The sequence below is a fragment of the Archangium sp. genome (assembly GCF_057119385.1).
In genome coordinates this window covers 41,594-68,564 of the sequence record NZ_DBNGVP010000106.1, presented here as the reverse complement: position 1 = coordinate 68,564, position 26,971 = coordinate 41,594, and the positions used below count along the sequence as shown (strand labels likewise).

The window sequence follows — 26,971 nt, the reverse complement described above, 5'->3', positions numbered from 1 at the left end:
CAGGGTGCGAGATGGGCTTCCGCTCGCAGTGAGTCCATGAGCCGAAGAGCCGGATGCGGGAATTCCGCACGTCCGGATCCGTGGGGGGCCGGGGAGGTAACTCCCCGGTCTACCCGACCAAGTCTGGGAAGACCGTGCCCGGTGGGCGGAGGTCAGCCGGTGGCCTGCGCGGAGCTGGCGCCGAGCTCGGCGGCCTGGAGCAGGACGGGCCAGAAGTGCTCGGCCATGCGCTGGTAGCCGGTGTCCGAGGGGTGGAAGCCATCGGCGGAGAAGTAGTCGGTGCTGCCGGGAAGCTCCCGGAGGCTGGGGCCGTGGAGGTCCACGCCGAGCAGGCCATGGCGGGCCACCACGCGGGCCACCGCTTCATTGAATGAGGCGATGCGCGCGGAGATGAGCTGGATGGGCAGGAAGTGCGTCGCCAGCCGCGCGATGGGGGCGAGCGACATGTCCGGCAGGTTGGCCAGCACCACCGGGGCGCCCGTGGCCACGAGGCCGCGTGCCAGCTGGTCGAGGTTGGACTCGAACTGGTCGGGCTCCACGCCACGCCACAGGTCGTTGATGCCCACCGCGAGGCTCACCACATGGGGACGGGAGCGGGAGGCCTTGGGGAGCTGTCCGGAGAGGACGGTGGCGCTGGTGGCGCCGCTCACGCCCAGGTTGAGCAGGCCCACACCCGGGCGGGTGCGGCGCAGCCGCTGGAAGAGGTGTTCGACGTAGCCACCACCGCGCGAGCCCACTCCGACGGCGGAGGAGTCACCCAGGGCCACGTATCTCAGGGACAGTGCGCTCATGAGGTGCTCTCCATAGCGGCCAGGAGGCGGCTTCGCAGCGCCATGTGCCCGGCTGTCCCTCGAGTGGGCAGGAGAGGCCTCGCCGGGAGGGCCGGGTGTGCTCTATTCCGGCCCGATGACGCGTCCTTCGATTGCCTTCCTGGGCCTGGGCTCCGCGCTGCCGGAGCGGGTCCGCACCAGTGACGACCCCATCTTCGATCGCATCCGCGAGGCCGCCCGGGCACAGGGGCTGTCCGAGGCCTCGCTCTTCTACGGCAACCGGGAGCACCGGTGCCTGGGGCCGGACGAGTCGCTGGCCTCGCTCACGGCGAAGGCGGGGCGCGCGGCGCTGGAGGACGCGGGCGTGCGGCCGGAGCAGGTGGACAGGCTCTACGGCTACGTCTCGGTGTCCGAGTTCGTCTCGCCCAACGCGCTGTACCAGGTGCATCGGGAGCTGGGCCTGGGCTCGCATGCGGTGGTGGTGCCGGTGCAGGCCGACTTTGGCAACTTCGTCATGGGGGCGGTGCTGGCCTGGGAGGCGATGCTGGCGGGGCACTCGGAGCGGGCGCTCGTGGCCGTGGGGGCGGGGTGGACGCGCAACGTGGACTACGCGCAGGGCCACGCCTTCGGCATCGGGGACGGAGCGGGCGCGGCCGTGCTCGGCGCCGGGGAGCGGCTCGTCCTGGTGGACTACGCCGCCGACACCTTCAGCGACGAGTACGGGGCCATGACGATGCGCTCCCGTCCCGAGGCCGGCTTCACCACCCCCGTGTACGGGCTCGAGCCCTCCCGGGGCGTGCAGGCCTTCCTGAACACCGGCATGGAGGGCCCGCCGCGGCTCGTCGAGCGGCTGCTGCGCAAGCACGGGCTCACCGGGGACGACATCACCCTCGTGTCCCACCAGGCCACGCGCAAGCTGCTGGACCACTGGAACGAGAAGATCCGCCCGCGCGAGTACCTGCATACCATTGAGGACTGCGGCAACATGGTGATTGCCTCCATCCCCGTCACCCTGGCCCGCTACCACCGCGAGCTGCGCACGAAGTATCTCGTGCTCTTCGGCATCGGCATCGGCGCGCACCAGGTGGCCCTGCTGGTGCGCGTGTAGGGCGGGAGTTACTGGGCGCGCTCCTGGAGGCGCTGCTGCATCCGCTGGATGCGCTCCTGCCTGCGCTTCTCGCGCTCCTCGCGCCGGCCCTCCCGCTCGGCCTTCCTCATCATCTTCTCCATCTTCATCTTTCCGTCGTGCCGGGCCATGAAGATGGCGAGCTGCGCCCGCTTCTGCGGAGGCAGATCCCTGGCCAGCGCCTGGTACATCTCCCGGTCGAGCGCCGTGAGCTGCGTCCGCGCCTCGAACACCCGCTGCACCGCCTGGTCCACCTGCGACTGCGTCGCGGCCTCTCCCCGCGCCGCCTTCCTCAGCGCCTGCGCGGCCTCCTGCACCTGCTCCACCAGGGGGCGCCGGCGCTCGTCGAACTGGCGCATCGTGTCCGCCATCTTCAGCGCCTGGGACTCCTCCAGGTCCAGCTCCTCGGCCAGACCCACCACCCGCATCAGCCGCGTCTGCCGCTCCGCCCGCTCCGCGGCTTCCTTCGCCTCGGGCGTCTGGGCCAGGGACACCAGGGGAAGCAGGCACAGGGTCAGCACCGCCAGTCGAATGGGCTTCATCACAGGGATTCTCCAGGGTTCGTGTCTGAGAAGAAATCGTCCAGCTCGGAGTCCAGGAACTCGTCGGACTCGGGCTCCTCCAGGTCCGCGTCGGAAGGGTCGAGCGCGTCGGCCAGCGGGTCCGCCAGCGCCCACTGCTCCAGCGCGAAGGCGTCATCCTCGGGCGTGGCGGCGGGCGCTTCCACAGGGGTGGTGGGCGCGGAAGGTGGGGTGAGACGGCGCTGCAGCACCGGTCCCAACACCAGCAACACCCCGGCGGCCGCCGCCATCAGCGCTCCCGCGGTCCGCATCCGCGCCGCCTGTTGGAGCTGTGCCCTGCGCCAGGCGCCCACCGCCGTCCGGGGCAGCGCCGCCACCACGGCCTGCTCCTTCACGGACGGCGGCGGCAGCGCGGCCAGGCCGAGCACTTGCTGGTTCGCCTCCGCCTCCGCGCGGCACGCGGCACAGGTGTCCAGGTGCGCGCGCACCCGCGCCTCCTCCTCGGGCTCCAGCGCTCCCGCGGCGAAGAGGGTCAGCAGTTCGTCTTTGTCCTGGCATGCCGCCATCAGCGCTCCTCCTCGGACGGCTCCGCCACCTGCGCCCGGAGGCGCTTCACGGCGTGATGGAAATTCACCTTCGCGTTCGTCTCGGTGATGCCGAGCGTCTCGGCGATGTCCCGGAAGCCCAGCCCTCCGTCGACTCGCAGCGTCAGCACCTCGCGCTGGCGGCGGGGCAGGGTGAGCACCGCCGCGCGCACCTGCCGCTCGCGCTCGCTCCGCTCCAGCGATTCCTGCGCGGACTCTCCCGGGGCCTCGGTCTCCGGGTGTTGCACGGCCTGGAGCCAGCGCCTGCCCTGGCGGGCATGGTTCTTGGCCAGGTTGAGCGCGATGCGGACGAGCCAGGCCCGGAAGGGCGCGGGGCCCGAGAGGCTCCAGCGGGCGAAGACGCGGCGCGAGGCCTCCAGGGCCCGCAGGAAGGCCTGCTGGGCGAGGTCCGCCGCGTCCTCGGGCCGGGCCGTGTAGCGCCGCAGGAGGGAGAAGACCAGGGCGCGGTGCCGCTCCACCAGCGTGCCGAAGGCCGCCTCGTCACCGGCCAGGAAGGCGCGGCAGAGCGCCTCGTCGCTCGGTTCGGTGGCGGCCTCCGCCAGCGCCAGGGATGTCTCCAGGGCCTTCACGCCTCCTACGAACACCGGAGCCGGCGAAAAGTTAAAGGGGGTTTTTCGTTGGGGATACAGGTACCTGGTGATGTTCTGGGAAGTAGGGGAGGGGACCCTACTTGAAAGGTTAGAAAAAGGTTCGCATCGTCGAGGTGTTCCGCTATTCTGTGCGGCGTGGGCTGACGGGCTCACGGACTGCCCGGGTGGGCGAGGAGTGTGAACATGGCGGAGATGATGATGGGGGCTGACATTGGCACGCAGATCCTGAATGCCGTTCAGGGTCTGGGGGTCCGGATCGACAGGCTGGAAACCCAGGTGGCGGACCTGAGGACGCAGGTGGCGGGCCTGGACTCGCGGATGGTGCGACAGGAGAAGCTGACGGAGCGCCTGGGGGCCGAGTTGGAGCGCCAGCGAGCCGAGTTCCAGCAGATGCGCGGGGATGTCCAGCGATTGAGTGGTGATGTCCAGAGGTTGAATGGGGAGGTCCATCATCTGCGCGCGGATTTCCGGCAGATGTTCACGGACATGCAAGAGGGGTTCAGCCGGCTGCATGCCCGAGACGAGCTCACGGCGACCACGGTGGTCATGATGGCCTCGGTGCTGCGCCGGCCGACGGATCTCGGCGAGGACCTCGAGAAGCGTCTGCGCGAGCTCCAGCCTCACTGACGGCGTTCATGCCACGGGGCTCGCCTGCCCGCTCCACCCGGGAAGTCCCCTCCGGGCAGGTTGCCGCCCACATCCTCCGGCTGACACAATGCAGGGGCTCACCGGGGGATTCGCATCATGGCAACGGAAAGCGCGGCCGCGCGCATCAAGGGCAGTGTGCTCATCACCCGCCTCAATCTGTTGATGAAGCAGGGTGGAACCGGGCGTCTCCAACAGGTGCTCCAGCGCTTGCCTCCGGCCGATCGCAAGGTCCTCGAGGGCGTCATCATGCCCATCGGCTGGTACCCCCTGGAGCTCAACCTCCGCCTGGACGCCGCCATCGCCGATGCGCTCTCGCCCCGGGATCGCAACAAGGCCTTCGTCGAGATGGGCCGCGCCTCCGCCGAGGAGAACCTCAACGGTCCCCACCACGTGTTCATCCGCAAGGGGGATCCGCACTTCCTCCTGAGCCACTCGCCGGAGATCTACCGGCTCTACTACGCGGTGGGCTCCCGCTCGTACGAGAAGAGCGGCCCCCGCAGCGCGGTGTTGCGCACCCTGGGCGCCGAGAGTGTCACCGAGGCGGACTGCCTCACCATCGTCGGCTGGTACGAGCGCGCCATCGAGATGAGCGGTGGCCGTGGCGTGCGGGTCGAGCAGACGAAGTGCCGCGCCCGTGGCAACGGCTACTGCGAGTACCACTGCTCCTGGGAAGTCTAGGCACCCGTGGACGGCAGTGGATGCTCGGTCAGGTAGCGCAGCACGTCGTCCAGGTGCTTGTAGACGCGCACCTCATGGCGGATGACGGACTCGATGCGGCCGTCCGGGCCGATGATGTAGGTGACGCGCCGGTCCACCTTCAGCACGGGCCACAGCACGTCATACGCCTGGCTGATGGAGCGCCCCTCGTCGCCCAGCAGGGAGAAGTGGATGTCCTCCTTCTCGGCGAACTCGCACTGCGTCTTCACCGTGTCCACCGACACGCCCACCAGCTCCGCCCCGAGTGCTTGAATCCGCTCGTGGTTGTCCCGGAAGTGGCGCGTCTCCTCCGTGCAGGCGAGGGTGAAGGCCTTGGGGAAGAAGAAGAGCACCACCCGCCGCCCCCGGAGCGCGGAGAGCGTGAAGGTGCGTCCCCAGCAGTCGGTGCCGGTGAAGTCCGGGGCGGCTTGTCCCACGTCGAGCATCTTCTTTTCGGCCTCCTGACGCCGGACCTCCCCTAGCATGCTTCCCGCCGAGACGTCCTCGCTCACCCAACACAGAGCTCTCCCGTGGCCCTCCCGACCGCTGTTCCGTTGACTTCCTCCTTTCTCGACCGTCTCGCCCATGGACTCGGCGTCACCCGGGTGGCGCGGGTGACGGGGTTGGACCGGGCCGGGGTGGAGGTGGCCGCCGCGGTGCGTCCAGGCGGCTATGTGCTCCAGGTGTGCAATGGCAAGGGCCTGGATTTCCAGGCGGCGTCGGCCGGCGCGCTCCTGGAGACGGCGGAGCTGTGGGGCGCGGAGAAGGTTCCCCTGGAGCGGCTCGTCTGGGGCTCGATGGATGGGCTGGAGACCCGGGGCCGTGCCGTCTGGGGCGCCGAGGAGCTGGGCACCCGGGGCGGCGTGGTCGTCTCCCGGCTGTGGAGCCGCGAGATGCGCTACGCGTGGTGCGAGGCCACCGAGCTGCAGTCCGGGCGGCCCGTGCTCGTCCCGGCCCAGGGGGTGTACTGCCCGCCCAGCGGGGCTCCGTCGCTCGGCCCGGTGAGCGTGCGGTGGACGAGCAACGGCTCGGGTGCGCACCCCGAGCGGGCCCGGGCGCTCCTGCACGCGCTGCTGGAGGCCACGGAGAGGGATCAGCTCGCGCGCATCCTCCCGGAAGGGTGGTCCGAGGAGGTCCTCCTCTCGCGCATGCTGCGCCCGGGAGAGCTGGAGCGGGGCGCTCCCCGGACGGCGGCGCTCGCGCGGGCCCTGGGCGAGCGGGGTTTCGCCGTCTACCTCTTCGATCTCACGCCCGGCGCGCGGACGCCCCGTGCCGCGGGCCTGCCGGTGGGAGGGGCGCTGCTCGTGGACCGCGACGAGGGCCCGGTGCCCCTGGCGGCCGGGTACGCCTGCGGACTGGGGAGGGACCAGGCCCTGCTCGGCGCCCTGCTGGAGGCGGCCCAGTCCCGCCTGACCGACATCCACGGCGCTCGCGAGGACGTGGCCGCGGGAGACCGCGAGGCCACGCTGGCCCTGGCGGCCGCCTGTGCGGAGGTCCGTCCGCGACGGGCCGTGGAATCCATGCCCGACATGTCCGACGAGGTGTCCTCGCCGGAGGAAGCGGTGCGCGAAGTGCTGATGCGGCTCGGGAAGGCGGGCTTCAACCGGGCCGCCGCTGTCGAGCTGGAGGCCCCTCTCCCCGGACTCCACGTGGTGCGCGTGGTGGTGCCGGGTCTGCGCGTCTCGGAGCTGCTGTGAAACGACGTCCGGCCCATCATCCCGATGATCTCCTGGTCTTCCTCGGCCCCTCGTTGCCAGAGGAGGAAGCCCGGGCCCTGGTGCCCTGCCGGGTGTTGCCGCCCGCGCGCCAGGGCGACGTGTGGCGGGCCCTCGCGCTGCGTCCGAGGGCCATTGCCCTGGTGGATGGCGTCTTCGAGGCGCAGCCCTCCGTCTGGCACCACGAGCTGCTGGCCGCGCTGGATGCGGAGGTGGCGGTGTTCGGCGGGGCCAGCATGGGGGCGCTGCGCGCGGCGGAGCTCTCGCGGCACGGCATGGTGGGCGTGGGCCAGATCTTCGAGGCGTACCAGCGGGGCGAGCTGGTGGATGACGCCGAGGTGGCGCTGCTCCACGCCGACGCGGAGCACGGCTTCCGGCCCCTCACGGTGCCGCTCGTCAACGTGCGTCACGCGGCGCGTCAGGCGCAGGGCGCGAAGGTGCTCGCTCCCCGCGAGGCCCAGGCATTGGTGGACGCGGCGGCGGGGCTCTTCTACCAGGACCGGACCTGGCCCCGGGTGCTGGCGGCCGTGGGAGACGCCTGGCGTCCGGCCACCCGGGCGAAGTGGGACGCCTGGGCGGCCAGGGGCTTCGAGGATCTCAAGCGCGAGGACGCCCGGGCCTGCCTGAAGGCCGCCTCGGCGTGGATCGCCTCGGGAGCGGAGGTGCCGGTACCCGTCCGGACGGGCCGGCCGCCACCCTCGTCCTACGTGCGCCGCCGCCGCCTCGTGGAGGGCGTGTGCGCGACGGAAGGGGGCCTCGTGTCCTCGGAGGCGGTGCTCGCCCGGCTGCGCGCCGCGCCCGAGGCCCGGGAGCTGGCGGAGGCGGGCCTGAAGCGGGCGCTGCTCGCGGGCCAGGCGCGGTCGCTCGGTCTGCTCGCCACCGACGAGGAGGTGGTACGGGCCGAGGAGGAGTGGTGGGAGCTGCTGGGCGTGCCGCCGGAGGAGCGCGAGATGTACCTCGTCGCCTGCGGCCTGGACGAATACGAGGTGTGGCGGCTGTGCGAGGACCGGGCGCTGGAGCGGCTGATGCTCGAGCACGCGTCGCGCGTGCTGCCAGACGGGCCCTCGTGGGACGAGGCGCTCGCCACGGAGGCGCGCCTGAGGGGCCACTGGGTGGAGGAGGCCGGGCGGCTCGGGGCGCCGAAGCGGGGCCGGCGCAAGCGGTGAGCGGGGCGGCTCCATTCCAGGAGCGTTTCATTCCGGTGGGCAGGCGAGAGGGGAGCCATTTAGTTTTGGCGCCGGAGGCGGCGAGACGATGACGCGGATATGCCAGGACGAGGTGGGCCGCTGTGACTTCATCGACGTGCTGGAGGAGGCCGTGCTGCGGCACCGGCCGGTGGCGATCCAACTGCGCGAGGGCGAGGCCTTCATCGACGAGGTGCTGGACGTGGTGACCGAGCGGGGGGACGACTTCGCCGTCTTCAAGTCGCACGAGCGGGTGCCGGTGGGGGACATCCTGGCGGTGACGCGGGCGGCGCTTGCCGAGGCGCGGTGGTGAAGCGGGGCTGCTGGGGTAGGGTGCGCGCCGGATGAATCCTCACGACGAGCTCGAGACGTTCCGCTGTGTGCGGGCCGATGCGCGGGAGCCCGGTGGTTACCGGGCCGTGCTGGGAGAGGCGAAGGCCACCTTCCTGCACACGGATCCGCCGTACTGCCTGCTCACGCGGCGGCGCAAGGGGGGAGACCCGCGGGATCCCCGGGCGAACAAGAAGATCGATCGCAACCCCATCGTGCGTTTCGAGACGGTGCGCGACTACCGCGTCTTCACCGAGGAGTGGATGACGCGGGCGGTGGCGCACCTGACACCGGACGCGCCGATGGCCATCTGGACGAACCTGCTGGGCAAGGAGCCCATCCTCGCGGTGGCCCGCTCGCTGGGCTACACCCACCTGCGGGGCGAGTACGTCTGGGGCAAGCGCACCACGGACAAGAACGCCAACGAGCAACTGCTGCGCGTCTACGAGGTGGCGCTGGTGCTCTCGCGCACGCCCGCGCCCCCGCTGGAGCCTGGAGGCCTGCCCACCGTCTGGGCGGTGGTGGGCGGCTATGACGATGACGCCGAGGCGGCGCGTTGGGGCAACCATCCGCACCACAAACCCTTCTCCGTGCTGGAGCCGCTGGTGCGCACGTGGAGCCGGCCGGGGGACTGGGTGTTGGATCCGTTCGCGGGCAGTGGCTCGATGCCGGCGGCGGCGCTGCGGTTGGGGCGCGGGGCGGCGTGCCTGGAGGTGGAGCCCGAGTGGGCCGAGCGGGTGACCCGGCGGTTGCGTGAGACGGCGGGTGAACTGGCCAGGGGAGCGGGAGTGCGGCCGGAGACAGTGGGCACCGACGAGGGTGTATCCGCCACGGGGAATCACCGGTAGGCTGCGTGCCTTCCCTGTCCCAGGGATTCTTCTCCCCCAGCACCAAGAGGCACCCGGATGAAGCAGCACCAGAAGATGCTCCTGGGCATCGTCATCGGCACCCTGGCGGGCATCGCCGCCAACCTCCTGGCGGGAGGGACGCCCTGGCTCGAGTGGGTGGTGACGAACATCACCGGGCTGGCGGGGCAGCTCTTCCTCCGGGCGCTGCTGATGTTGGTGGTGCCGCTGCTCTTCTCCGCGCTGGTGATGGGCGTGTGCGAGCTGGACCTGAAGCAGCTGGGCCGGCTGGGCCTGCGGACCCTGGGCTACACCGTGGTCATCTCCAGCATCGCGGTGCTCATCGGCCTGGTGCTGGTCAACACGCTCAAGCCGGGCGTGGGGCTGAGCGACGAGGCGCGCGCGCTGGCGATGAAGGGCACCTCGGTGCAGGCGGCCCCCGCGCCGAGCAGCACCTCGGTGGCGTCGCTGATCTCCGCCATGGTGCCCACCAACCCGATCAAGGCGGCGGCGGACGGGGACATGATCGCCCTCATCGTCTTCTCGCTCATCTTCGGGTTGGGGCTGGCGGTGACGGACACCCCGGCGGCGAAGCAGCTGCGTGAAACCATCCAGGGCCTGCACGACGTGATGATGAAGCTCATCGATGGGGTGCTGAAGCTGGCGCCCCTCGGCGTGGGGGCGCTGCTCTTCAGCATGATGGCGCGCCTGGGCATGGGCGTGCTGATGCAGGTGGCGTCCTACGTGGGCGTGGTGTTGCTGGCGCTCGGGCTGCACATGTTCGGTGTGTACTCGCTGTCGGTGCGCTTCCTCGGGGGGCGCAACCCGGTGGCGTTCTTCCGGGACTGCCGCCTGGCCATCGTCACCGCCTTCTCCACGGCGTCCTCCAGCGCCACGCTGCCCACCGCGCTCAAGGTGGCCGAGGAGAACCTCAAGCTGCCGCGCAACGTGTCGCGCTTCGTGCTCACCGCCGGCTCGGCGATGAACCAGAACGGCACCGCGCTCTTCGAGGGCGTCACCGTGCTCTTCCTGGCGCAGGTGTTCGGCGTGCAGCTGAGCCTGGCGGATCAGGCCATCGTGATGTTCATCTGCGTGCTGGCGGGCATCGGCACCGCGGGCGTGCCGGCCGGCTCCATCCCGGTCATCGCGATGATTCTGGGCATGTTCAAGATTCCCCCCGAGGGGCTCGCGCTGGTGCTGGGCGTGGACCGCTTCCTCGACATGTGCCGCACCACGCTCAACGTGACGGGGGACCTCGCGGCCGCCGTCTACGTGTCCCGGGGTGAGCCCGCCGTGGCCGCCGAGCCCCAGGCGGCCGGGTTGGAGCCCGAGTCGTCCGCTTCCTGAGCAATCAGGGGAGCACGGGTTGCTTGCCCCCGCTGCATCCCCGTCCCATACCCGTAGGACAGAAGGAGCCGCCCACGATGAAGGTGTCCAAGGACAGTGTGGTCTCGTTGGAGTACCGGTTGCACCTCGGGGATGGAAAGGTCGTCGACGAGAGTGAGCCCGGGCAGCCGCTCGCCTACATGCATGGCCGGGGGCAGATCGTCCCGGGTCTGGAAGGGCAGCTGGAGGGCATGGCCGCCGGGGAGTCCAAGAAGGTGGTGGTGCCTCCTTCGCAGGGGTATGGCGAGCACGATCCGCGAGGCCTCCAGGAAGTGCCCCGCGAGATGTTCCCCCCGAATGCCCAGCTGCAGCCGGGCCTGACCATCAGCGCGCAGACGGCGGACGGGGACGTCATCCCCATCACCATTCGCGAGCTGAAGGGGGAGAAGGTGGTGGTGGACCTCAATCACCCGATGGCGGGCAAGACGCTCCACTTCGACATCACCGTGCGTGAAGTGCGCGCGGCCACGGACGAGGAGAAGGAGCACGGTCACGCCCACGGGCCGGGCGGGGCTCACTGAGCGGACGGCCGGAGGGGCCAGGAGCAATACCCACTCGTGGGGTAGGGGGTGTTCCGGTATCGTGCACCCCCCATGAGCCAGCCCGCCACGCCCTCGCCCCAGCAGCTCAAGCTCACGCCCGAGCCCCCCCACCCGGACACGCCCTCCTCGGGCACCCAGGATCCCGAGCGATACTGGCTCGACAACGTCTACAAGGGGGCCGAGCGCCAGCTGACCGTGCGCGCCGTCGTGGTGGGCATGGCGATTGGCGCGGTGATGTGCCTGTCCAACCTGTACGTCATCCTCAAGACGGGCTGGAGCCTGGGCGTCACCATCACCGCGTGTGTGCTCTCCTTCGCCGTCTTTGGCGCCCTGCGGGCCGTGGGGCTGGTGAAGCGGGAGCTCACCGCGCTGGAGAACAACGCGGTGGGCTCGGTGGCCTCGGGAGCGGGGTACATGACGGGCGGGGGCAACATGGCCGCCGTGCCCGCCCTGCTGATGCTCACCGGGACGCTGCCGTCCTCGGGGTGGCTGGTGGCCTGGTTCGCGGTGGTGTCGGCGATGGGCGTCTTCGCGGCCATCCCCATCAAGCGCCAGCTCATCAACATCGAGCAGCTCCCGTTCCCCACGGGCACCGCCACCGCCGAGACGCTGCAGGCGCTCCACGGGCATGACGAGGGCTCGCGCGGCAAGGCGCGCTACCTGAGCCTCGCGGGCCTGGTGGGAGCCGTCGTCGCGTTCTGGCGGGAGGGCAGGGCCTCGTGGCTGGCGTGGAACCTGCCCTCGAAGCTGAGCCTGCCCTTCACCATCGGCGGCAAGCCGGCGGGGGCGTGGACGCTCTCGTTCGATCTGAGCCTGCTGCTGATTGGCGCCGGGGCGCTGGTGAGCTTCAAGACGGGCTGGTCCATGCTGCTGGGGGCGTTCTTCACGTATGGCTTCCTCGCCCCGGAGATGGTCAGCCGCGGCATCATCCCCGAGGTGACGTACAAGGCCATCAATGGCTGGGCGTTGTGGACGGGCGCCTCGGTGCTGGTGTCCTCGGGCCTGCTGTCCTTCGCCTTCCAGTGGCGCAGCGTGGCGAAGTCCTTCAAGGCGCTCTCGGGCCTCTTCGGGAAGAACGCCGAGGAGGAGAAGGATCCGCTCGCGGACGTGGAGTGCCCGCCCACCTGGTTCCCCCTCGGCTTCATGGTGTTGGGCCCCATCGTGGTGGGGCTGATGGCCTACCTGTTCCAGATTCCGTGGTGGGCGGGAGTCATCGCCCTGCCGCTGTCGGTGGTGATGGGGGTGATCGCCTCGCGGGTGACGGGAGAGACGGACACCACGCCCACCAAGGCGCTCGGGCCGGTGACGCAGCTGCTCTACGGAGCCATCCTGCCCGGCAACCTCGCGGCCAACGTGATGAGCGCCAACGCCACGGGCGGCGTGGGCCTGCACTCGGCGGACCTGCTCACGAACCTCAAGACGGGGTGGCTGCTGGGAGCGAGCCCGCGCAAGCAGTTCTTCGGGCAGCTCTTCGGCGTGCTGGCCGGGGCCGCCGTGGTGGTGCCCGTCTTCAACCTGCTGGTGCCGAGCGCGGACGTGCTGGGCACCGAGGAGTTCCCCGCGCCGTCCTCGCTGGTGTGGGCGGGCGTGTCGAAGATGCTCGTCAACGGGGTGAGCTCGCTGCACACGTCCGCGCGCATCGGCGCGCTGTGCGGCCTGGCGCTGGGTGTGGCGCTGGTGCTGCTGGAGCGCTGGGCGCCGAAGAGCGCCAGGCCGTACATCCCCTCGGCGTCGGGCCTGGGGCTGGCCATCGTGATTCCGGGAGCGAGCTCCATCAGCTTCTTCATCGGCGCGGCCATCGCCGAGTTCCTGCGCCGCAAGAAGCCGAAGCTGGCCGAGGCCACGGTGCTCCCGGTGAGCTCGGGCTTCATCGCGGGCGAGAGCCTCATGGGCATCGCCGTGGCGATGCTCAAGGCGTTCGGGTTCATGCCCAAGTAGGCCCTCCAGGGAGGGTCGGGCACTACTTCTGGAGTCAACCCCGGGCTTGACAGCGATGTGACTCATGGAGTCACATCCGCTGTCGCATGCCCTCCCTCCGTCACGAGGCCTTCGTGGTGAACGACGCGGCACGCACCGCCCTGGAGGCACTGATGCGCAGTGGCACCTACGAGTACCAGAGCGAGTTCGCCCGGCGGTACCTCGCCCAAGGCCGGCAGGAAGGCCGGCAGGAAGGCCGTCAGGAAGGCCGTCAGGAGGGCCGTCAGGAGGGAGAAGTGATCGCCCTGCTGGAGGTCCTCGAAGCCCGCGGCTTCCAGGTGGATGAGCAGGACCGCCAGCGCATTGCCGCCTGCACCGACCTCGAGCAGCTCAAGCGTTGGCTCCGCAAGGCCGTGTCCGTGCAGTCCGTGCGGGAGCTCTTCGTGCCCGCGTGAGCGGCGACTCCGAGAACATGGTCCGCCTGGCGTTCACTCGATAGCATCAGCGCCCATGAGCGTGGACCTGTTGCGTGAGCTCGCGGCCGTCCTGCCGCCCGAGGCACTCGTCACCGACCCGGATGTGCTCGAGTCTCACCGCCGGGACCAGGCAGGGTGGGCTTCGGCGGGCTCTCCGCGCGTCCTCGTCCGTCCTGGTTCGACCGCCGAGGTCCAGGCCGTGCTCCGGGTGGCCTCGGCCCTGCGTGTCCCCGTGGTCCCCCGTGGGGCAGGCTCGGGGCTGTCGGGTGGTGCCAACGCCGTGGACGGGTGCATCGTGCTCTCGCTCACGCGGATGAACCGCATCCTGGAGATCGACCGGCGAGGTCTGTGTGCCGTCGTCCAGCCCGGAGTCATCAACGGGGCGCTCAAGGCGGCCGCGGCGGAACTGGGGCTCTGGTACGCGCCGGACCCCGCGAGCTGGGAGTTCTCGACCCTGGGCGGCAACCTCGCGACCAACGCGGGCGGCCTGTGCTGCGTGAAGTACGGCGTGACCGGAGATGCCGTGCTCGGGCTCGAGGCCGTGCTCGCGGATGGCTCCGTCGTCCGGACGGGCGGCCGCATGATGAAGAACGTCGCCGGTTATGACCTCACCCGGCTGTTCGTCGGCTCCGAGGGCACGCTCGGCGTCATCACCGAGGCCACGTTGAAGCTCCGGCCACGTCCGCCCCGGGCCACGACGCTGGTGGCCTCGTTCCCGACGCTCGTGGGCGCGGGTGCGGCGGTCACGGAGATCATGGCCGAGCTCCGGCCCTCGCTCCTGGAGTTGATGGACCGCACGACCGTCCGCGCCGTCGAGGCCGCCCGGCCCATGGGCCTGGACATCGACGCCGCGGCGCTCCTGCTGGCGCGCTCGGATGCCGGGGGAGAGCAGGGCGTGGCCGAGAGCACGCGGATGGCGGCCATCTGCGAGGCGGTGGGGGCGACCTTCATCGCGAACTCCTCCGACGAGGCCGAGGGCGAGCTGTTGATGGGGGCGCGCCGCTTCGCCTTTCCCGCGTTGGAGCGGCAGGGCTCGACGCTGCTCGATGACGTGGGGGTGCCGCTCTCACGCATCCCGGACCTGCTCGCGGTGGTCGAGCGCATCGCCGAGCAGCGGGGAGTGCTCATCGGTACGTTTGGCCACGCGGGCGACGGGAACATGCATCCCACGATCGTCTTCGACCCGAACGACACCAGCGCGGTGGCACGGGCGCGGGCGGCGTTCGACGACATCCTGCACGCGGTGCTCGAGCTGGGGGGAACCATCACCGGCGAGCACGGAGTCGGCTCGCTCAAGCGGCCATTCATCGCCCGGCAGCTCGGACCCGAGACCCACCGGCTCCACCTCACCATCAAGAGCGCGATGGACCCGCTCGGCATCCTCAACCCCGGCAAGCTGCTCTGAGCGCGGCTAACGCGGCACCAGGACGCACTGCCCGAGCTCCGTGTCGCACACGGGGATGAGCTCTCTGGGGTCCAGACAGTCGGCGGTGACGCACTCTCCCGGCTGGCAGACGATGGAGGCCTGCTGGGCCAGGGTTCGCGCTCGCCGCTGGAACTCGGTGAGGTTGGCCCTCGTGTTGACGGCGCCGAAGCACTGGAACGCGCCCAGGCAGTTCTGCCCACCCGCCAGGGCGAGCAGATCGATCTTCTGACAGGTGTCGCCAGCGCCGCACCGGGCGTAGTGGGAGACCAGCTCCGTGGCGCCCTCCTGGAGTTGCTCGCAGTTGGCGCACCCCGACAGCCACACCGCCCCCGCCGCCATGCACGAAACGAGCATCCGTCTCATTCCCACACCCCCGCGTGCCTCGGTTCAACCGCCCGTGGAACGGACGGACCCTGGACACGCGGGAGCCCTCGCGCATCGCCCCAAGGGGATGTCGGCAGCGCGCTGTTCCTCGGTGTACAGACGGAGCCCGCCGAGGGGGTCTACTTCTGTCCGTTCGCGAAGTAGCGCTTCTGGATGCGCTCGCAGTAGCGGACCAGGTTCTGCTGCTGCTGCGTGTACTTCCGGAGCGGCGAGTCCACCGGGAACAGCAGGATGCTCGCGATGAAGGCGTAGAGCGCCGCGTCGAACGAGGTGGGGTTGTCCCCCAGGAGGAACGGCTTGTCGCCGAGCACCGCCGCCACCGCGGAGACGTCCGCCTTGCCCATCTCCAGGATCTCCTCGGGGCGGTGGCGGCCCATGCCATGGGCGTGCATCGCCTTTCCGACTCCCCGGCGGATCAGCGGCACGATGGCCTTGCCGACGACGGGCGGGAAGAGGGCCTCGAAGAGGGGTTTGTAGAGCCGCCAGCCCTCGTCGGAGATCCAACGCTCCTGGAGGATGTTCCAGTAGAGGCTGTCCTCCAGCGCGCGCCGGACCAGGTGGCCCTTGGCGACATCCTCCGCGCCGAGCTTCCCGTCGAGCGTGTCGCCGTGCTTGCGCTTGAGGTGCTCGATGATGAGCTGGGAGTCACCCAGGTACGAGCCATCCTCCTCGATGAAGGGGATCTTCCCCTTGGGAGCCTTCCCCCCGGCGGCCGGCTTCGCCGTGTAGGGGATGCCGGCCATGCGGAGATAGGTCTCCAGCTTCAAGCAGAAGGGGCTGATGTCGCTGAGGCCGAACGCGGACGGGCCTTTGTGCAGGGTGAGCATGGAGGGGAATCCTCCATGCCCGGGTGCGGCCCGTCCAGAACCCAGCGGTCAGCTGCGCAGGCCGGGGGCCTCGTGGCCGGTGCGGGCCACGTACTCCGTGTAGCCGCCGCCGTACTGGTGGATGCCCTCGGGCGTCAGCTCCAGCACCCGGTTGGACAGCGCGCCGAGGAAGTGCCGGTCGTGGCTCACGAAGAGCATGGTGCCCTCGTAGTTGGCCAGCGCGGCGATGAGCATCTGCTTCGTCGCCATGTCCAGGTGGTTGGTGGGCTCGTCGAGGATCAGGAAGTTGGGCGGATCGTAGAGCATCTGCGCCAGCACCAGCCGCGCCTTCTCGCCACCGGAGAGCACCTTGCACTTCTTCTCGATCTCATCGCCCGAGAAGCCGAAGCACCCGGCCAGCGCGCGCAGCGAGCCCTGCGAGGCCCGCGGGAACCTGTCCACCAGCGAGTCGAACACCGTCTGGTCCGGCTTGAGCAACTCCATGGCGTGCTGGGCGAAGTAGCCCATCTTCACGCTGCCGCCCACGCTCACCGCGCCGTCGTCCGGCTTGGACTCCCCGGCGATCAGCTTGAGCAGGGTGGACTTGCCCGCGCCGTTCACGCCCATCACGCACCAGCGCTCGCCGCGGCGCACGAGGAAGTCCAGGCCGTTGTAGATGCGGCGCTTGCCGTAGCCCTTCACCACCCGCTCCAGCTTGGCCACGTCGTCGCCCGAGCGCGGCGCCTGCTGGAACTCGAACACCAGCGTCTGCCGGCGCTTCGGGGGCTCCACCTTCTCGATCTTCTCCAGCTTCTTCACCCGGCTCTGCACCTGGGCCGCGTGCGAGGCGCGGGCCTTGAAACGCTCGATGAACTTCAGCTCCTTGGCGAGCATGGCCTGCTGGCGCTCGTACTGCGCCTGCTGGTGCTTCTCGTTGAGCGCCCGCTGCTGCTCGTAGAACTCGTAGTTGCCCGAGTACGTCGTCAGCTCGCCGCCGTCGATCTCGATGATCTTCGTCACGATGCGGTTCATGAACTCGCGATCGTGGCTCGTCATCAGCAACGCGCCCTCGAAGCCCTTGAGGAAGTTCTCCAGCCAGATGAGCGACTCGATGTCGAGGTGGTTGCTCGGCTCGTCCAGGAGCATCACGTCCGGGCTCATCAGGAGGATGCGGGCCAGGGCCACGCGCATCTTCCATCCGCCGGACAGGGCGCCCACGTCCCCGTCCATCATCTCCTCGGAGAAGCCGAGGCCCGCCAGAATCTCCCGCGCCCGGCCCTCCAGCGCGTAGCCGCCGAGCTCCTCGTAGCGTCCCTGCACCACGCCGAAGCGCTCCACGAGCTTGTCCATCTCGTCCATGCGCTCGGGGTCCGCCATGGCCGCCTCGAGCTGCTTGAGCTCGGCGGCCACCTCGGACACGGGGCCCGCGCCGTCCATCACCGCCGCCACCGCGCTCTGCCCGGACATCTCGCCCACGTCCTGATCGAAATAGCCGACCGTGACGCCGCGATCCACGGACACCTGCCCCTCGTCCGGGTGCTCCCGCTGGACCACCATCCGGAACAGGGTGGATTTGCCCGCTCCGTTCGGGCCCACCAGACCCACCTTCTCGCCCTTGTTGAGCTGCGCAGACGCCTCCACGAAGAGGATCTGCTGTCCGTGCTGCTTGCCGATGTTGTCGAGACGAATCATGGGACCTCAGACTCCGGAAACCAGGTTCTGCAACTCCTGCCAGCGCGCGTAGAGGCGTTCGACTTCCGCCGCCGTCGCGTCCAGCTCCTTCTGCACCTCGGCCGCCTTCGAGCCGCTGGAGTAGATGGTGGGATCCACGAGCTTCGCTTCCAGCTCCGCCTTGCGTGTCTCCGCGGCCTCGATGGCCGCCTCCATTCCGTCCAGCTCGCGCTGCTCCTTGTACGAGAGCTTGCCCGGCTTGCGCGCCTGCTTCGATTCGGCCACGGGGGCGGGCTCGGCCTTCTTCGCCGCGGGGGCAGGGGCGGCCGCGGCGCGGGCCTGGGCCTGCTCCTTGAGCCGCCGGTACATCGCGAAGTTGCCCTCGTAGCGCACCACCTTGCCATCGCCCTCGAAGGCGAGGATGGAGGTGGCCACCTTGTCGAGGAAGTACCGGTCGTGCGTCACCAGCAGCACGCTGCCGGTGAAGTTGAGCAGCAGCCCCTCGAGGATGTTCAGCGTGACGATGTCCAGGTCGTTCGTCGGCTCGTCCAGCACGAGGACGTTGGCGCCCTCCAGGAAGAGCCGCGCGAGCAGCAGGCGGTTGCGCTCGCCACCCGACAGCGCCTTCACCTTCATGCGCTGCATGGGCACGGGGAAGAGCAGGTCATCCAGGTAGTCGCGCAGCGCCACGCGCTGGTCGCCCAGCTCCACCCAATCGTCCCCGCGAGGCGAGGCCGCCTCGTACACCGTCTGCTCCGGGTCCAGCGAGGCGCGGGTCTGGTCGTAGTAGGCGACCTTCGTGTTCTTGCCGATGACCACCTTGCCGGAGTCCGGAGGCAGCTCGCCGAGCAGCACGCGCAGGAAGGTCGTCTTCCCCACGCCGTTGGGCCCCACGAGGCCCACGCGCTCGCCGCGCTGGAGCATCAGGTTGACGCCCTTGAGCACTTTGCGCTCGCCGTAGGACTTGTGGACGCCCTCGGCCTCGATGACGGTGTGGCCCAGCCGGGGCGCCTGCATCACCTGCAGCCCCGCCACCTTCGGCCGCTGGAAGCCCTTCTCCTCCATCAGCTTGCGCGCCCGCTCGATGCGCGCCTTGCTCTTGGTGCGCCGCGCCTCCGGGCCCTTGCGCAGCCACGCCACTTCCTGGGCAATCCAGCGCTCGCGCTTGTGCTGGGCGGTGGCCGCGTTCTCCTGGGCCACCAGCTTCTGCTCCACGTACGCCTCGTAGTTGCCCGGGTACGAGACGACGCCCTCTCCAGGCTGGATCTCCACCATCCGATCCACCAGCCCGTCCAGGAAGTAGCGGTCGTGCGTCACCAGCAGCAGCGAGCCGGGAAGCTTGTCCAGCTCCTCTTCCAGCCAGTCCACCGTGTCCGCGTCCAGGTGGTTGGTGGGCTCGTCCAGCATCAGCATGTCCGGCCGCGTCAGCAGCGCACGGGCGATGGCCACCCGCTTGCGCAGGCCGCCGGACAGCTCGGCCACGGGCCGGTCCCAGTCCTTCACGCCGAGCCGGTCCAGCAACGTCTTCGCGTGGTGCTCGGTGTCCCAGCCGCCCAGCTGCTCGATCTTGTCCGACAGCGCCGAGAGCTGCTCCATGAGCTTGCCCTGCGCGTCGGCGGGGGTGGACTCCATGCGGCGGATGAGCTCGGCGTGTGTGGCCAGCGCATCCCTGAGGGGACCCTGGGCCACGCTCAGCTCCGAGGCCACCGTGGCGCCGGGAGCGAACTCGGGCTCCTGCGGCAGGTAGGTGACGCGAGCGCCCCGGCGCAGCTGCAACTCCCCCGCGTCCGCGCGCGCCACCCCCGCCAATATCTTCATCAGCGAGGACTTGCCGGAGCCGTTCACTCCCACCAGGCCCACGCGCTCACCTTCTTCGATGGTGAGCGTCAGGCCCTGGAAGACGGTACGGCTGCCGAAGGACAGTTGGACGTCGGCGGCGCGGAGCAGGGTCAAGGGTTCCTCTTATCCGGTGTGCGGAGGTTCTCGTCGCGAGCGCTTCTTACAGCCACTTGGGCGCGCGAGGCCTCTGGGAAACGGCGGCCGGTGCGGCAGGGGCCGGCGCCGAGGGGCGCTGGGCCTGCTGCTGGCTGGCCGGACGGTCGCTCCGGGGCGGACGCGCCGACTCCGAGCTCCGGGAGCCTCCCGCGTTCGCACCCCGGCCACCCCCACCGCCACCACCCCCCCGGCGGCCGCGTCCACCGCCGTTGCCGTCGCGGCGCCCGCCGTCACGGCGCTGTCCCTGCGGCGGACGGGGGCTCTGCTGCGCCCGGGCCGGTGCCGCATCGAGCGCGCCCTCGGCGGGGGGCGGCAGGTTCGAGCGGTACGCCTGGGCCTCCATCACCGGCACGCGCCGGCGGATGGTGCGCTCGATGTCCTTCAGGTACGCGCGCTCCTCGGAGTCGCAGAAGGAGAGGGCGATGCCCGCCGCACCCGCGCGGCCCGTGCGGCCGATGCGGTGCACGTACGTCTCCGGCACGTTGGGCAGGTCGAAGTTGATGACGTGGGTGATGCCGTCGATGTCGATGCCTCGCGCGGCGATGTCCGTGGCCACCAGCACCCGGCAGGTGCCGGACTTGAAGGCAGCCAGCGCCCGCTCGCGCGCGTTCTGGCTCTTGTTGCCGTGGATGGGCTCGGCGCCGATGCCCGCGGCCTCCAACTGCTTGGCCACGCGGTTCGCCCCGTGCTTGGTGCGCGTGAAGACGAGCACGCGCTGGATGGCCTTGTCCGTCTGCAGCAGGTGCACCAGCAGGCCGCGCTTCTGCTCCTTCTCCACGAAGTACAGGCGCTGGTCGATCGTCTCCGCGGTGGTGGCCACCGGCGCCACCTCCACCCGCACCGGGTTCGTCAGGATGCTGTTGGCCAGCCCCTGGATCTCCGGCGGCATGGTGGCCGAGAAGAAGAGCGTCTGCCGCTTCTTGGGCAGCGCGGCGATGACGCGCTTCACGTCATGGATGAAGCCCATGTCCAGCATCCGGTCCGCCTCGTCGAGGACGAAGACCTCGAGCGACTTGTAGGTCACGAAGCCCTGCTGCATGAGATCCAGCAGACGGCCGGGGGTGGCCACGAGGATGTCCACGCCCTGCTTGAGGGACTGCTCCTGGGCGTTCTGGCCCACGCCGCCGAAGATGACGGCGGAGGTGATGCCGGTGAAGCGCCCGTAGGCGCGGATGCTCTCACCGATCTGCGCGGCCAGCTCCCGGGTGGGGCTGAGCACGAGCGCGCGGATGGGGCGGCCGCGGGCGGGCGGCGTCGGGCGGCCCACGGACAGCCGCTGGAGGATGGGCAGCGTGAACGCCGCCGTCTTGCCGGTACCCGTCTGCGCGCAGCCGAGCACGTCCTTGCCCTCCAGCACGTGGGGGATGGCCTGCTGCTGGATGGGCGTGGGGGTGGTGTAGCCCTCGCCCTTCACGGCGCGCTGCAGGGGCTCGGCAAGCTTCAGGTCTTCGAAAGTCATGGATTCTCTTGAGTGGGGGATGGTCCCCGGGGGGCCCGCGACGCGAATCGCCAGCGGGCCCGAAAACAAAGAAGGCGCCCCCGGGGGAGGCGCCTTCCTTCAACAGCCTGGAACTGTCAGGCCGTGCAGCGCGGGACTACTTGCGCGCGGCCTGCTCGGCGGCCAGCTTCTCCTTGTACTGCGCCATCAGGGCCTCGGCCTCGTTGCGCGGCACCGGCGAGTACTTGGCGAACTCCATGGTGAACTCGCCCTTGCCCTGGGTGGCCGAGCGGAGGTCCGTGGAGTAGCCGAACATGGTGTTCAGCGGCACCTCGGCCACCACCGTCACGTAACCCTCGGCCGTTCCGGACTCGAGGATGGTGCCACGGCGCTGGTTGATCTGTCCCACCACCGAGCCCTGGAAGTCCTCGGGAGCCTGGACCTCCACCTTCATCATCGGCTCGAGGATGATCGGCTTGGCGGCCGCGTAGCCCTCGCGGAAGCCCATGATGGCGGCCGTCTTGAAGGCCTGCTCGGACGAGTCCACCGCGTGGAAGGCGCCGTCGTTGATGACCACGCGCACACCCACCACGGGGAAGCCGATGAGCGAGCCCTTCTTGATGGCCTCCTGGAAGCCCTTGTCGCACGCGGGGATGAACTCGCGGGGGATGGAGCCGCCCACGATGTCGTCCACGAACTCGTACTGCTGCACGGCGTCGGCCGGCAGGGGCTCCACGTAGCCGCACACGCGCGCGAACTGGCCGGAGCCACCGGTCTGCTTCTTGTGCGTGTAGTAGAACTCGCCCTTCTGGGAGATGGTCTCGCGGTAGGCCACCTGCGGCTTGCCGGCCACCACCTCGCAGTTGTACTCGCGCTTCATGCGCTCGATGTAGATCTCCAGGTGCAGCTCACCCATGCCGCGGATGATCGTCTGGCCGGACTCCTCGTCCCGGTTCACGCGGAAGGTGGGATCCTCCTTGGTGAAGCGGTTGAGGGCCTTGGAGAAGTTGGCCTGGGCGTCGCGGTTCTTCGGGCTCACCGCGAGCGAGATGACGGCGTCCGGCACGAACATGGACGTCATCGTGTACTGCACGGTGCCGTCGGTGAACGTGTCGCCGGAGGCGCACTCGACGCCGAACAGGGCGACGATGTCACCGGCACGCGCGTCGTTGATGTCGTTCATCTCGTTCGAGTGCATGCGGACGAGACGGGGGACCTTGACCTTCTTCTGGTTGGCCTGGTTGACGATGAAGTCACCCTTGCTCACCTTGCCCTGGTAGATGCGCATGTAGGTGAGCTGACCGTAGCGGCCGTCTTCCAGCTTGAACGCCAGACCGACGAAGGGCTTGTCCGGGTTGGACTCGAGGATGACCTTCGCCTCGCCGTTCTTCTGGTCCAGCGCCTCGTTGGTGATCTCCGCCGGGTTGGGCAGGAACGAGCAGATGGCGTTGAGCAGCAGCTGCACGCCCTTGTTCTTGTAGGCCGAGCCGCACATGACGGGCGTCATCTTGAGCGCGATCGTGGCGCGGCGGACCGCGGCCATGATCTGCTCGTTGTTGATGGCGGCGTCCGCCAGGAAGAGCTCACCGAGCGTGTCGTCCACCTCGGCGACCTTCTCGATCATCTCCAGGCGGTCGGCCTTGGCCTTCTCCACATACTCGGCGGGGATGGCCTCCTCGCGGATGGTCTCGCCGCTCTCACCGTCGAAGTAGAACGCCTTCATCTGGATGAGGTCGATGAGGCCCTGGAAGCGGTCCTCGGCGCCGATCGGAACCTGGAGGCGCACGGGGTGGTGGCCGAGCTTCTCCTTCAGCTGGGCGGCCACGCGCTCATAGTTGGCGCCCGCGCGGTCCATCTTGTTGACGAACGCGATGCGGGGAACCTTGTAGCGCTTCATCTGCCGGTCCACCGTGATGGACTGGGACTGAACGCCGGACACCGAGCAGAGCACCAGGATGGCGCCGTCGAGCACGCGCAGGGAGCGCTCCACCTCGATGGTGAAGTCCACGTGTCCCGGGGTGTCGATCAGGTTGATGTTGTACTCGCCCCACATGGCGTACGTGGCGGCGGACTGGATCGTGATGCCCTTCTCACGCTCCAGATCCATCGAGTCCATCTTCGCGCCCACGCCGTCCTTGCCACGCACCTCATGGATCTCGTGGATGCGGCCGGTATAGAAGAGGATGCGCTCGGAGAGCGTCGTCTTGCCCGAGTCGATGTGGGCGGAGATACCGATGTTACGAACCTTTTCGATGGGAACTTGGGAGGCCACGAGGGTCGGTCCTTCTGCTGATTGAAGTCCTGCGAGAACAGGGCAGGGGGCGCCCTTACTTCCCGGCGCTTGAAGTTTCCAGCCAAATCGGCATGGAGCCGGGGAGCCGTGTACTCCCTCTCAAGCCGGAGGGGAAGCCCCCCCGGTCGCCGGGCTGCTGGAGGAGCCCCGCCTACACTGGGGGTTCATAACCCCCAAGCTTCCCGAAAGCTTCTGTTGCCCAGGTGGATTTCCGGGGAGGGCGGTGGGATGAGGCGCCCGGACGGCCGTCCGGTGAGGTAGGAAGCGGGGACGGGGTCTCTTCCCCACCCGAGGAGGACGCACATGGCTCAGCCCGCTGGTTTCGACAGGGATATCGGCTACTTGATGCCCTTCCTGGATCGGGTCACCGCCGCGGCCGACACGCTCCCGGACGCCACGGCCCGCGAGGAGCTCAAGCGCCTCATGGCCGACGAGAAGGCGCGCTGGGCCCGGATCCAGCAGTTGCTGGGTGGGGCCGCGGGGAAGGGGACGCCGACGCCCGCCACGGCGGGGGCGCGTACTCCTTCCAGCGCGCCGGAGCTGGCCCGGGCCCGGGCGGATGGGATCAACCGGGAGCAGCCGCGCCAGGCGGGGCTCACCGTGGGCAGTCTGAAGCGGCAGTCCTGAGGGGGCGGCCCCTCACTCCTTATTACCGGGGGTATAGCGGAGGCCCTCGGTGACCTCGGCGTCGGTGAGGAGCCGGAAGGAGCCCTCGGGCACGTCCAGCTCCACGCCGCCCACGGCCTCGCGGTGCAGGGCGCGTACGGGCAGCCCCACCGCGCCGAGCATCCGCTTCACCTGGTGGTTGCGGCCCTCGGTGACGATGACCTCCACGGTGTGCACGTCGCGCAGCCGGACCTTCGCGGGCCGTGCGGGGCCGTCCTCCAGCTGCACGCCGTGGCGCAACGGCTCCACCTTGTCCTCGTCCGCCTCGCTGAAGACGGTGGCCACATAGCGCTTGGTGAGGTGCGTGTCGGGAGACGTCGCGTGCGTCACCAGCTTGTCGTCATTGGTGAAGAGGAGCAGCCCGGTGGTGCCCCGGTCCAGCCGCCCCACCGCGTGCCAGGTGAAGCCGGCCAGTTCCGGGGGCAGTTGGGGCAGGAGCACGTCATAGACGGTGCCCACCCGATGCTGGCCCACCGTGGAGGTGAGCAGCTCGGCGGGCTTGTGGAAGGCAAGGACGCGGGTGGGCGCCTCGAGCGACACGGGCAACCCGTCCACGCGCACGGCGGCTCCAGGGAGAACGGGGGCGAGGGGCTGCTTCACCACCTTGCCATTCACCGAGACGCGGCCGGCCTTGATGGCGGCCTCGGCCTCCTCCTGGGGCAGCACCCCGGCCCTCGCGAGCGCGCGGGCGAGCCAGTCCGGCTTGGCCTTGCCCTCCCAACGCCCCGGGTGGGCGTGCTTCTTGGCGGAGGGAGGCGGGGAGCGGCGTGCGGGGGGCTTGCGATTCATGGCTCGGGGCCACTGTAACGGCCACGAGTCAATGCCGCGAGGGTTCGTCGAAGGCGCCCCCCTCGGCGGAGCCGGGCGTGGCGCCGGGCTCGCCCTGGGGCATGCGGCGCTCCTCGCCCTCGGTGCCCTCGGCGGCGTTGGGCGTGCGCTTGGGCCCCTGCTCCTTCTCGTTGGGGGCCTCCCGGTTGGGGACATTGGGAGAGTCGTCGGGCCCGTCGCCGATGGACATCCGCTCGTAGGGCATGTGCCGCATGGTTGGCTCCTTCCAGGTTGGAATCTTCAGAGAAGGTAGGGACCCTGGGACGCACCTCACCGGGGATGCTTCCAGGCCGCTCGCTGGAGGGGAGGGGGACGCGGAGCGCTTGCGGCTGGACGCCCGCTCGCTCAGGCTCGCGGCCCCTTCCCTGGAGGCTTCATCGTGCGTTCCATCCTGTTGCTCGTCCTGCTCGCCATGCCCGCGCTCGCCGCGGAGCCGGCTCCGGTGCCCAAGCGGCCCGTGCACACCTACTCCATCGTCGCGAGGGATCCGGAGACGGGGGAGCTGGGCGTGGCGGTGCAGTCCCACTGGTTCTCGGTGGGCTCGACGGTGCCCTGGGCCGAGGCGGGCGTGGGCGCGGTGGCCACCCAGTCCTTCGTGGATCCGTCCTACGGGAAGCTCGGGCTGGAGCTGATGCGCGCGGGGCGCAGTGCTCCGCAGTCGCTGGCGGGGCTGCTGGCGGCGGACTCGGCGAGCCAGGTGCGGCAGGTGGGGATGATCGACGCGCAGGGCCGGGTGGCGGCGCACACGGGGGAGAAGTGTATCGCGGCGGCGGGCCACATCGTGGGGGAGAACTTCTCGGTGCAGGCCAACATGATGGAGAAGGACACGGTGTGGCCGGCGATGGCCAAGGCCTACCGCGAGGCGAAGGGGGACCTGGCCGAGCGGATGCTGGCGGCGCTCGAGGCGGCGGAGGCGCAGGGGGGCGACATCCGGGGCAAGCAATCGGCGGCGCTCATCGTGGTGTCGGGCAAGGCGTCGGGGCGGCCGTGGGTGGACCGGAGGTTCGATCTGCGGGTGGATGATCACCCGGCCCCGCTGAAGGAGCTGCGCCGGCTGGTGACGCTGCAGCGGGCGTACAACTTCATGAACGAGGGGGACCTGGCCATCGAGCGCAACGACACGCAGGCGGCGCTGAAGGCCTACTCGGCGGCGGAGGAGCTGGCGCCGGGCAACGCGGAGATGGTGTTCTGGCACGCGGTGTCGCTCGTCAACGTGGGCAAGGTGGACGAGGCGGTGCCGCTGCTCCAGAAGACGTACAAGGCGGACCCGCGCTGGAAGGAGCTGCTCGAGCGGCTGCCGAAGTCGGGGCTGCTGCCGGAGGACCCGAAGCTGATGACGAAGCTCCTGGGCCCCGCCCGCTGACAGGGGTTACTCGCCCCTGTTCCCCGAGCGCAGCCGTTTGGCCAGCGTGTGCAGGGCGGCGAGCCACAGCTTCGCCTCCTTGCGGGTGAGCCGGGAGCGGCGCAGGGGGGCGAACAAATCCCGGAGCCCGGTGCGGCCCCGGGTCTGCTCGTCCACGAGGAACCCCCCGGTCACGAGCGCCTCCTCCAGGGCGGACTCCACGAGGGCCAGCTCGGTATCCGTGGCCGCGACGGGAAGCGGAGCGGCGGGAGGCGGCGAGGCGGCGAGCGTGGCCATGCGGATTTCATAGGCGTACAGCAGCACGGCCTGGGCGAGGTTGATGGAGGGCTGCTCGGGAGCGGTGGGGACGGCGGACAGGTCGTGGCAGCGCTCGACCTCGGCGTTGGTGAGGCCGCTGCGCTCATCGCCGAAGACGAGGGCGACGGGGCCTTGAGCGGCACGCTGCACCATCTCCTCGGCCACGGCGCGAGGGGACAGCCGGCGCTTGCCCTCCACCTTGCGCGAGCTGGTGCCCACCACCCAGACGCAGTCCGCCACGGCGGCGTCGAGCGAGTCCGCGCGGCCCGAGGCCTCCAGCACGTCCTCGGCGTGGACGGCGAGCCGGCGGGCGGGGGCGAGGTCCTCGGCCTCGGGGTGGACCCAGGTCCACTCGGAGAGGCCGCAGTTCTTCATGGCCCGGGCGGCGGCACCGAGGTTCTCCGCGTTGCGCGGGCGTAGCAGCACCAGGCGGATGGGCAGGGACATGGGCCG

The 26,971-nt window shown here is 70.0% G+C and carries 28 protein-coding genes; 14 read left to right on the top strand and 14 right to left on the bottom strand.

Annotation, left to right across the window (positions count from 1 at the left end; all coding sequences use genetic code 11):
* Positions 1-152 precede the first annotated feature (152 nt).
* On the bottom strand, positions 153-791 hold the full coding sequence (locus AC16DP_RS26220; RefSeq protein ID WP_329725742.1) for an SGNH/GDSL hydrolase family protein: 639 nt from the start codon (positions 789-791) through the stop codon (positions 153-155).
* Positions 792-906: 115 nt separating this feature from the next.
* On the opposite strand from AC16DP_RS26220, the gene AC16DP_RS26215 reads away from it, so the two are divergent.
* Positions 907-1,878, top strand: a complete 972-nt coding sequence (locus AC16DP_RS26215; protein ID WP_329725741.1) for a 3-oxoacyl-[acyl-carrier-protein] synthase III C-terminal domain-containing protein — start codon at positions 907-909, stop codon at positions 1,876-1,878.
* 8 nt (positions 1,879-1,886) lie between these two features.
* Here the strand turns inward: AC16DP_RS26215 and AC16DP_RS26210 are convergent, their stop codons facing one another.
* From AC16DP_RS26210 to AC16DP_RS26200, 3 genes are read right to left on the bottom strand one after another with little or no spacing between them, the layout of a single operon-like run.
* Positions 1,887-2,438: a hypothetical protein gene (locus AC16DP_RS26210; protein WP_329725740.1), complete on the bottom strand. Its 552-nt coding sequence runs from the start codon at positions 2,436-2,438 to the stop codon at positions 1,887-1,889.
* Positions 2,438-2,983 (bottom strand): zf-HC2 domain-containing protein, encoded by a 546-nt coding sequence (locus AC16DP_RS26205; RefSeq protein ID WP_329725739.1) that lies wholly within the window; start codon positions 2,981-2,983, stop codon positions 2,438-2,440. Before AC16DP_RS26205 ends, AC16DP_RS26210 begins: the two co-directional genes overlap by 1 nt.
* Positions 2,983-3,591 carry an RNA polymerase sigma factor gene (locus tag AC16DP_RS26200; RefSeq protein ID WP_329725738.1) on the bottom strand — a complete coding sequence of 203 codons (609 nt, stop codon included), beginning with the start codon at positions 3,589-3,591 and terminating at the stop codon, positions 2,983-2,985. Before AC16DP_RS26200 ends, AC16DP_RS26205 begins: the two co-directional genes overlap by 1 nt.
* A gap of 204 nt (positions 3,592-3,795) precedes the next feature.
* On the opposite strand from AC16DP_RS26200, the gene AC16DP_RS26195 reads away from it, so the two are divergent.
* Entirely contained in the window at positions 3,796-4,239 is a 444-nt protein-coding gene (locus AC16DP_RS26195; protein ID WP_329725737.1) for a hypothetical protein, read from the top strand.
* A gap of 117 nt (positions 4,240-4,356) precedes the next feature.
* The gene (locus tag AC16DP_RS26190) at positions 4,357-4,938 is read left to right on the top strand and encodes a TIGR02265 family protein (RefSeq protein WP_329725736.1); all 582 of its coding nucleotides are present in this window, start codon (positions 4,357-4,359) and stop codon (positions 4,936-4,938) included.
* Here AC16DP_RS26190 and AC16DP_RS26185 read toward each other — a convergent pair.
* Positions 4,935-5,441 (bottom strand): peroxiredoxin, encoded by a 507-nt coding sequence (locus AC16DP_RS26185; RefSeq protein ID WP_329725735.1) that lies wholly within the window; start codon positions 5,439-5,441, stop codon positions 4,935-4,937. The genes AC16DP_RS26190 and AC16DP_RS26185 overlap by 4 nt on opposite strands.
* Before the next feature lie 69 nt (positions 5,442-5,510).
* Between AC16DP_RS26185 and AC16DP_RS26180 the strand changes: the two genes are divergently transcribed.
* The 9 genes from AC16DP_RS26180 (at position 5,511) to AC16DP_RS26140 (ending at position 14,756) form a co-directional block, all read left to right on the top strand.
* On the top strand, positions 5,511-6,653 hold the full coding sequence (locus AC16DP_RS26180) for a YcaO-like family protein (protein WP_329725734.1): 1,143 nt from the start codon (positions 5,511-5,513) through the stop codon (positions 6,651-6,653).
* On the top strand, positions 6,650-7,837 hold the full coding sequence (locus AC16DP_RS26175) for a TfuA-like protein (RefSeq protein WP_329725733.1): 1,188 nt from the start codon (positions 6,650-6,652) through the stop codon (positions 7,835-7,837). The genes AC16DP_RS26180 and AC16DP_RS26175 overlap by 4 nt, the downstream gene beginning before the upstream one ends.
* Before the next feature lie 88 nt (positions 7,838-7,925).
* Positions 7,926-8,168 carry a hypothetical protein gene (locus tag AC16DP_RS26170; RefSeq protein ID WP_329725732.1) on the top strand — a complete coding sequence of 81 codons (243 nt, stop codon included), beginning with the start codon at positions 7,926-7,928 and terminating at the stop codon, positions 8,166-8,168.
* Positions 8,169-8,199: 31 nt separating this feature from the next.
* On the top strand, positions 8,200-9,033 hold the full coding sequence (locus AC16DP_RS26165; RefSeq protein WP_329725731.1) for a DNA-methyltransferase: 834 nt from the start codon (positions 8,200-8,202) through the stop codon (positions 9,031-9,033).
* A 57-nt stretch (positions 9,034-9,090) separates the two neighbouring features.
* On the top strand, positions 9,091-10,377 hold the full coding sequence (locus AC16DP_RS26160; protein ID WP_329725730.1) for a dicarboxylate/amino acid:cation symporter: 1,287 nt from the start codon (positions 9,091-9,093) through the stop codon (positions 10,375-10,377).
* A gap of 77 nt (positions 10,378-10,454) precedes the next feature.
* Positions 10,455-10,937 (top strand): FKBP-type peptidyl-prolyl cis-trans isomerase, encoded by a 483-nt coding sequence (locus tag AC16DP_RS26155; RefSeq protein ID WP_329725729.1) that lies wholly within the window; start codon positions 10,455-10,457, stop codon positions 10,935-10,937.
* Between the two features lie 72 nt (positions 10,938-11,009).
* Entirely contained in the window at positions 11,010-12,896 is a 1,887-nt protein-coding gene (locus AC16DP_RS26150; protein WP_329725728.1) for an OPT family oligopeptide transporter, read from the top strand.
* 86 nt (positions 12,897-12,982) lie between these two features.
* Positions 12,983-13,330 (top strand): RpnC/YadD family protein, encoded by a 348-nt coding sequence (locus AC16DP_RS26145; protein ID WP_329725727.1) that lies wholly within the window; start codon positions 12,983-12,985, stop codon positions 13,328-13,330.
* Positions 13,331-13,385: 55 nt separating this feature from the next.
* On the top strand, positions 13,386-14,756 hold the full coding sequence (locus tag AC16DP_RS26140; RefSeq protein ID WP_329725726.1) for an FAD-binding oxidoreductase: 1,371 nt from the start codon (positions 13,386-13,388) through the stop codon (positions 14,754-14,756).
* Positions 14,757-14,762: 6 nt separating this feature from the next.
* Here the strand turns inward: AC16DP_RS26140 and AC16DP_RS26135 are convergent, their stop codons facing one another.
* From AC16DP_RS26135 to fusA, 6 genes are all read right to left on the bottom strand, one after another.
* A complete protein-coding gene (locus AC16DP_RS26135; protein WP_329725725.1) occupies positions 14,763-15,131 on the bottom strand; it encodes a hypothetical protein in 369 nt (122 codons plus the stop codon).
* Between the two features lie 149 nt (positions 15,132-15,280).
* On the bottom strand, positions 15,281-15,988 hold the full coding sequence (locus AC16DP_RS26130) for a glutathione S-transferase family protein (RefSeq protein ID WP_329725724.1): 708 nt from the start codon (positions 15,986-15,988) through the stop codon (positions 15,281-15,283).
* Positions 15,989-16,036: 48 nt separating this feature from the next.
* Positions 16,037-17,659 (bottom strand): ABC-F family ATP-binding cassette domain-containing protein, encoded by a 1,623-nt coding sequence (locus AC16DP_RS26125; protein ID WP_329725723.1) that lies wholly within the window; start codon positions 17,657-17,659, stop codon positions 16,037-16,039.
* Between the two features lie 6 nt (positions 17,660-17,665).
* On the bottom strand, positions 17,666-19,591 hold the full coding sequence (locus tag AC16DP_RS26120) for an ABC-F family ATP-binding cassette domain-containing protein (protein WP_329725722.1): 1,926 nt from the start codon (positions 19,589-19,591) through the stop codon (positions 17,666-17,668).
* Positions 19,592-19,637: 46 nt separating this feature from the next.
* Positions 19,638-21,092, bottom strand: a complete 1,455-nt coding sequence (locus AC16DP_RS26115; RefSeq protein WP_329725721.1) for a DEAD/DEAH box helicase — start codon at positions 21,090-21,092, stop codon at positions 19,638-19,640.
* 136 nt (positions 21,093-21,228) lie between these two features.
* The gene (gene fusA / locus AC16DP_RS26110) at positions 21,229-23,343 is read right to left on the bottom strand and encodes an elongation factor G (protein WP_329725720.1); all 2,115 of its coding nucleotides are present in this window, start codon (positions 23,341-23,343) and stop codon (positions 21,229-21,231) included.
* 324 nt (positions 23,344-23,667) lie between these two features.
* Between fusA and AC16DP_RS26105 the strand changes: the two genes are divergently transcribed.
* Positions 23,668-23,991: a hypothetical protein gene (locus tag AC16DP_RS26105; protein ID WP_329725719.1), complete on the top strand. Its 324-nt coding sequence runs from the start codon at positions 23,668-23,670 to the stop codon at positions 23,989-23,991.
* 12 nt (positions 23,992-24,003) lie between these two features.
* Here AC16DP_RS26105 and AC16DP_RS26100 read toward each other — a convergent pair whose 3' ends face one another.
* Positions 24,004-24,819, bottom strand: coding sequence for a pseudouridine synthase (locus tag AC16DP_RS26100; RefSeq protein WP_329725718.1), 816 nt, complete (start codon positions 24,817-24,819; stop codon positions 24,004-24,006).
* A 28-nt stretch (positions 24,820-24,847) separates the two neighbouring features.
* Positions 24,848-25,072, bottom strand: a complete 225-nt coding sequence (locus AC16DP_RS26095; protein WP_329725717.1) for a hypothetical protein — start codon at positions 25,070-25,072, stop codon at positions 24,848-24,850.
* 165 nt (positions 25,073-25,237) lie between these two features.
* Between AC16DP_RS26095 and AC16DP_RS26090 the strand changes: the two genes are divergently transcribed.
* A complete protein-coding gene (locus tag AC16DP_RS26090) occupies positions 25,238-26,221 on the top strand; it encodes a DUF1028 domain-containing protein (RefSeq protein ID WP_329725716.1) in 984 nt (327 codons plus the stop codon).
* A gap of 6 nt (positions 26,222-26,227) precedes the next feature.
* Here the strand turns inward: AC16DP_RS26090 and AC16DP_RS26085 are convergent, their stop codons facing one another.
* A complete protein-coding gene (locus AC16DP_RS26085; RefSeq protein WP_329725715.1) occupies positions 26,228-26,965 on the bottom strand; it encodes an RNA methyltransferase in 738 nt (245 codons plus the stop codon).
* Between the last annotated feature and the right edge of the window lie 6 nt (positions 26,966-26,971).

Coding starts and splice junctions, on each gene's coding strand:
- AC16DP_RS26220 (WP_329725742.1), bottom strand. CDS start 791: ATGAGCGCACTGTCCCTGAGATACGTGGCCCTGGGTGACTCCTCCGCC.
- AC16DP_RS26215 (WP_329725741.1), top strand. CDS start 907: ATGACGCGTCCTTCGATTGCCTTCCTGGGCCTGGGCTCCGCGCTGCCG.
- AC16DP_RS26210 (WP_329725740.1), bottom strand. CDS start 2,438: ATGAAGCCCATTCGACTGGCGGTGCTGACCCTGTGCCTGCTTCCCCTG.
- AC16DP_RS26205 (WP_329725739.1), bottom strand. CDS start 2,983: ATGGCGGCATGCCAGGACAAAGACGAACTGCTGACCCTCTTCGCCGCG.
- AC16DP_RS26195 (WP_329725737.1), top strand. CDS start 3,796: ATGGCGGAGATGATGATGGGGGCTGACATTGGCACGCAGATCCTGAAT.
- AC16DP_RS26190 (WP_329725736.1), top strand. CDS start 4,357: ATGGCAACGGAAAGCGCGGCCGCGCGCATCAAGGGCAGTGTGCTCATC.
- AC16DP_RS26185 (WP_329725735.1), bottom strand. CDS start 5,441: ATGCTAGGGGAGGTCCGGCGTCAGGAGGCCGAAAAGAAGATGCTCGAC.
- AC16DP_RS26170 (WP_329725732.1), top strand. CDS start 7,926: ATGACGCGGATATGCCAGGACGAGGTGGGCCGCTGTGACTTCATCGAC.
- AC16DP_RS26165 (WP_329725731.1), top strand. CDS start 8,200: ATGAATCCTCACGACGAGCTCGAGACGTTCCGCTGTGTGCGGGCCGAT.
- AC16DP_RS26160 (WP_329725730.1), top strand. CDS start 9,091: ATGAAGCAGCACCAGAAGATGCTCCTGGGCATCGTCATCGGCACCCTG.
- AC16DP_RS26155 (WP_329725729.1), top strand. CDS start 10,455: ATGAAGGTGTCCAAGGACAGTGTGGTCTCGTTGGAGTACCGGTTGCAC.
- AC16DP_RS26150 (WP_329725728.1), top strand. CDS start 11,010: ATGAGCCAGCCCGCCACGCCCTCGCCCCAGCAGCTCAAGCTCACGCCC.
- AC16DP_RS26145 (WP_329725727.1), top strand. CDS start 12,983: ATGCCCTCCCTCCGTCACGAGGCCTTCGTGGTGAACGACGCGGCACGC.
- AC16DP_RS26140 (WP_329725726.1), top strand. CDS start 13,386: ATGAGCGTGGACCTGTTGCGTGAGCTCGCGGCCGTCCTGCCGCCCGAG.
- AC16DP_RS26135 (WP_329725725.1), bottom strand. CDS start 15,131: ATGCTCGTTTCGTGCATGGCGGCGGGGGCGGTGTGGCTGTCGGGGTGC.
- AC16DP_RS26130 (WP_329725724.1), bottom strand. CDS start 15,988: ATGCTCACCCTGCACAAAGGCCCGTCCGCGTTCGGCCTCAGCGACATC.
- AC16DP_RS26125 (WP_329725723.1), bottom strand. CDS start 17,659: ATGATTCGTCTCGACAACATCGGCAAGCAGCACGGACAGCAGATCCTC.
- AC16DP_RS26115 (WP_329725721.1), bottom strand. CDS start 21,092: ATGACTTTCGAAGACCTGAAGCTTGCCGAGCCCCTGCAGCGCGCCGTG.
- AC16DP_RS26105 (WP_329725719.1), top strand. CDS start 23,668: ATGGCTCAGCCCGCTGGTTTCGACAGGGATATCGGCTACTTGATGCCC.
- AC16DP_RS26100 (WP_329725718.1), bottom strand. CDS start 24,819: ATGAATCGCAAGCCCCCCGCACGCCGCTCCCCGCCTCCCTCCGCCAAG.
- AC16DP_RS26095 (WP_329725717.1), bottom strand. CDS start 25,072: ATGCGGCACATGCCCTACGAGCGGATGTCCATCGGCGACGGGCCCGAC.
- AC16DP_RS26085 (WP_329725715.1), bottom strand. CDS start 26,965: ATGTCCCTGCCCATCCGCCTGGTGCTGCTACGCCCGCGCAACGCGGAG.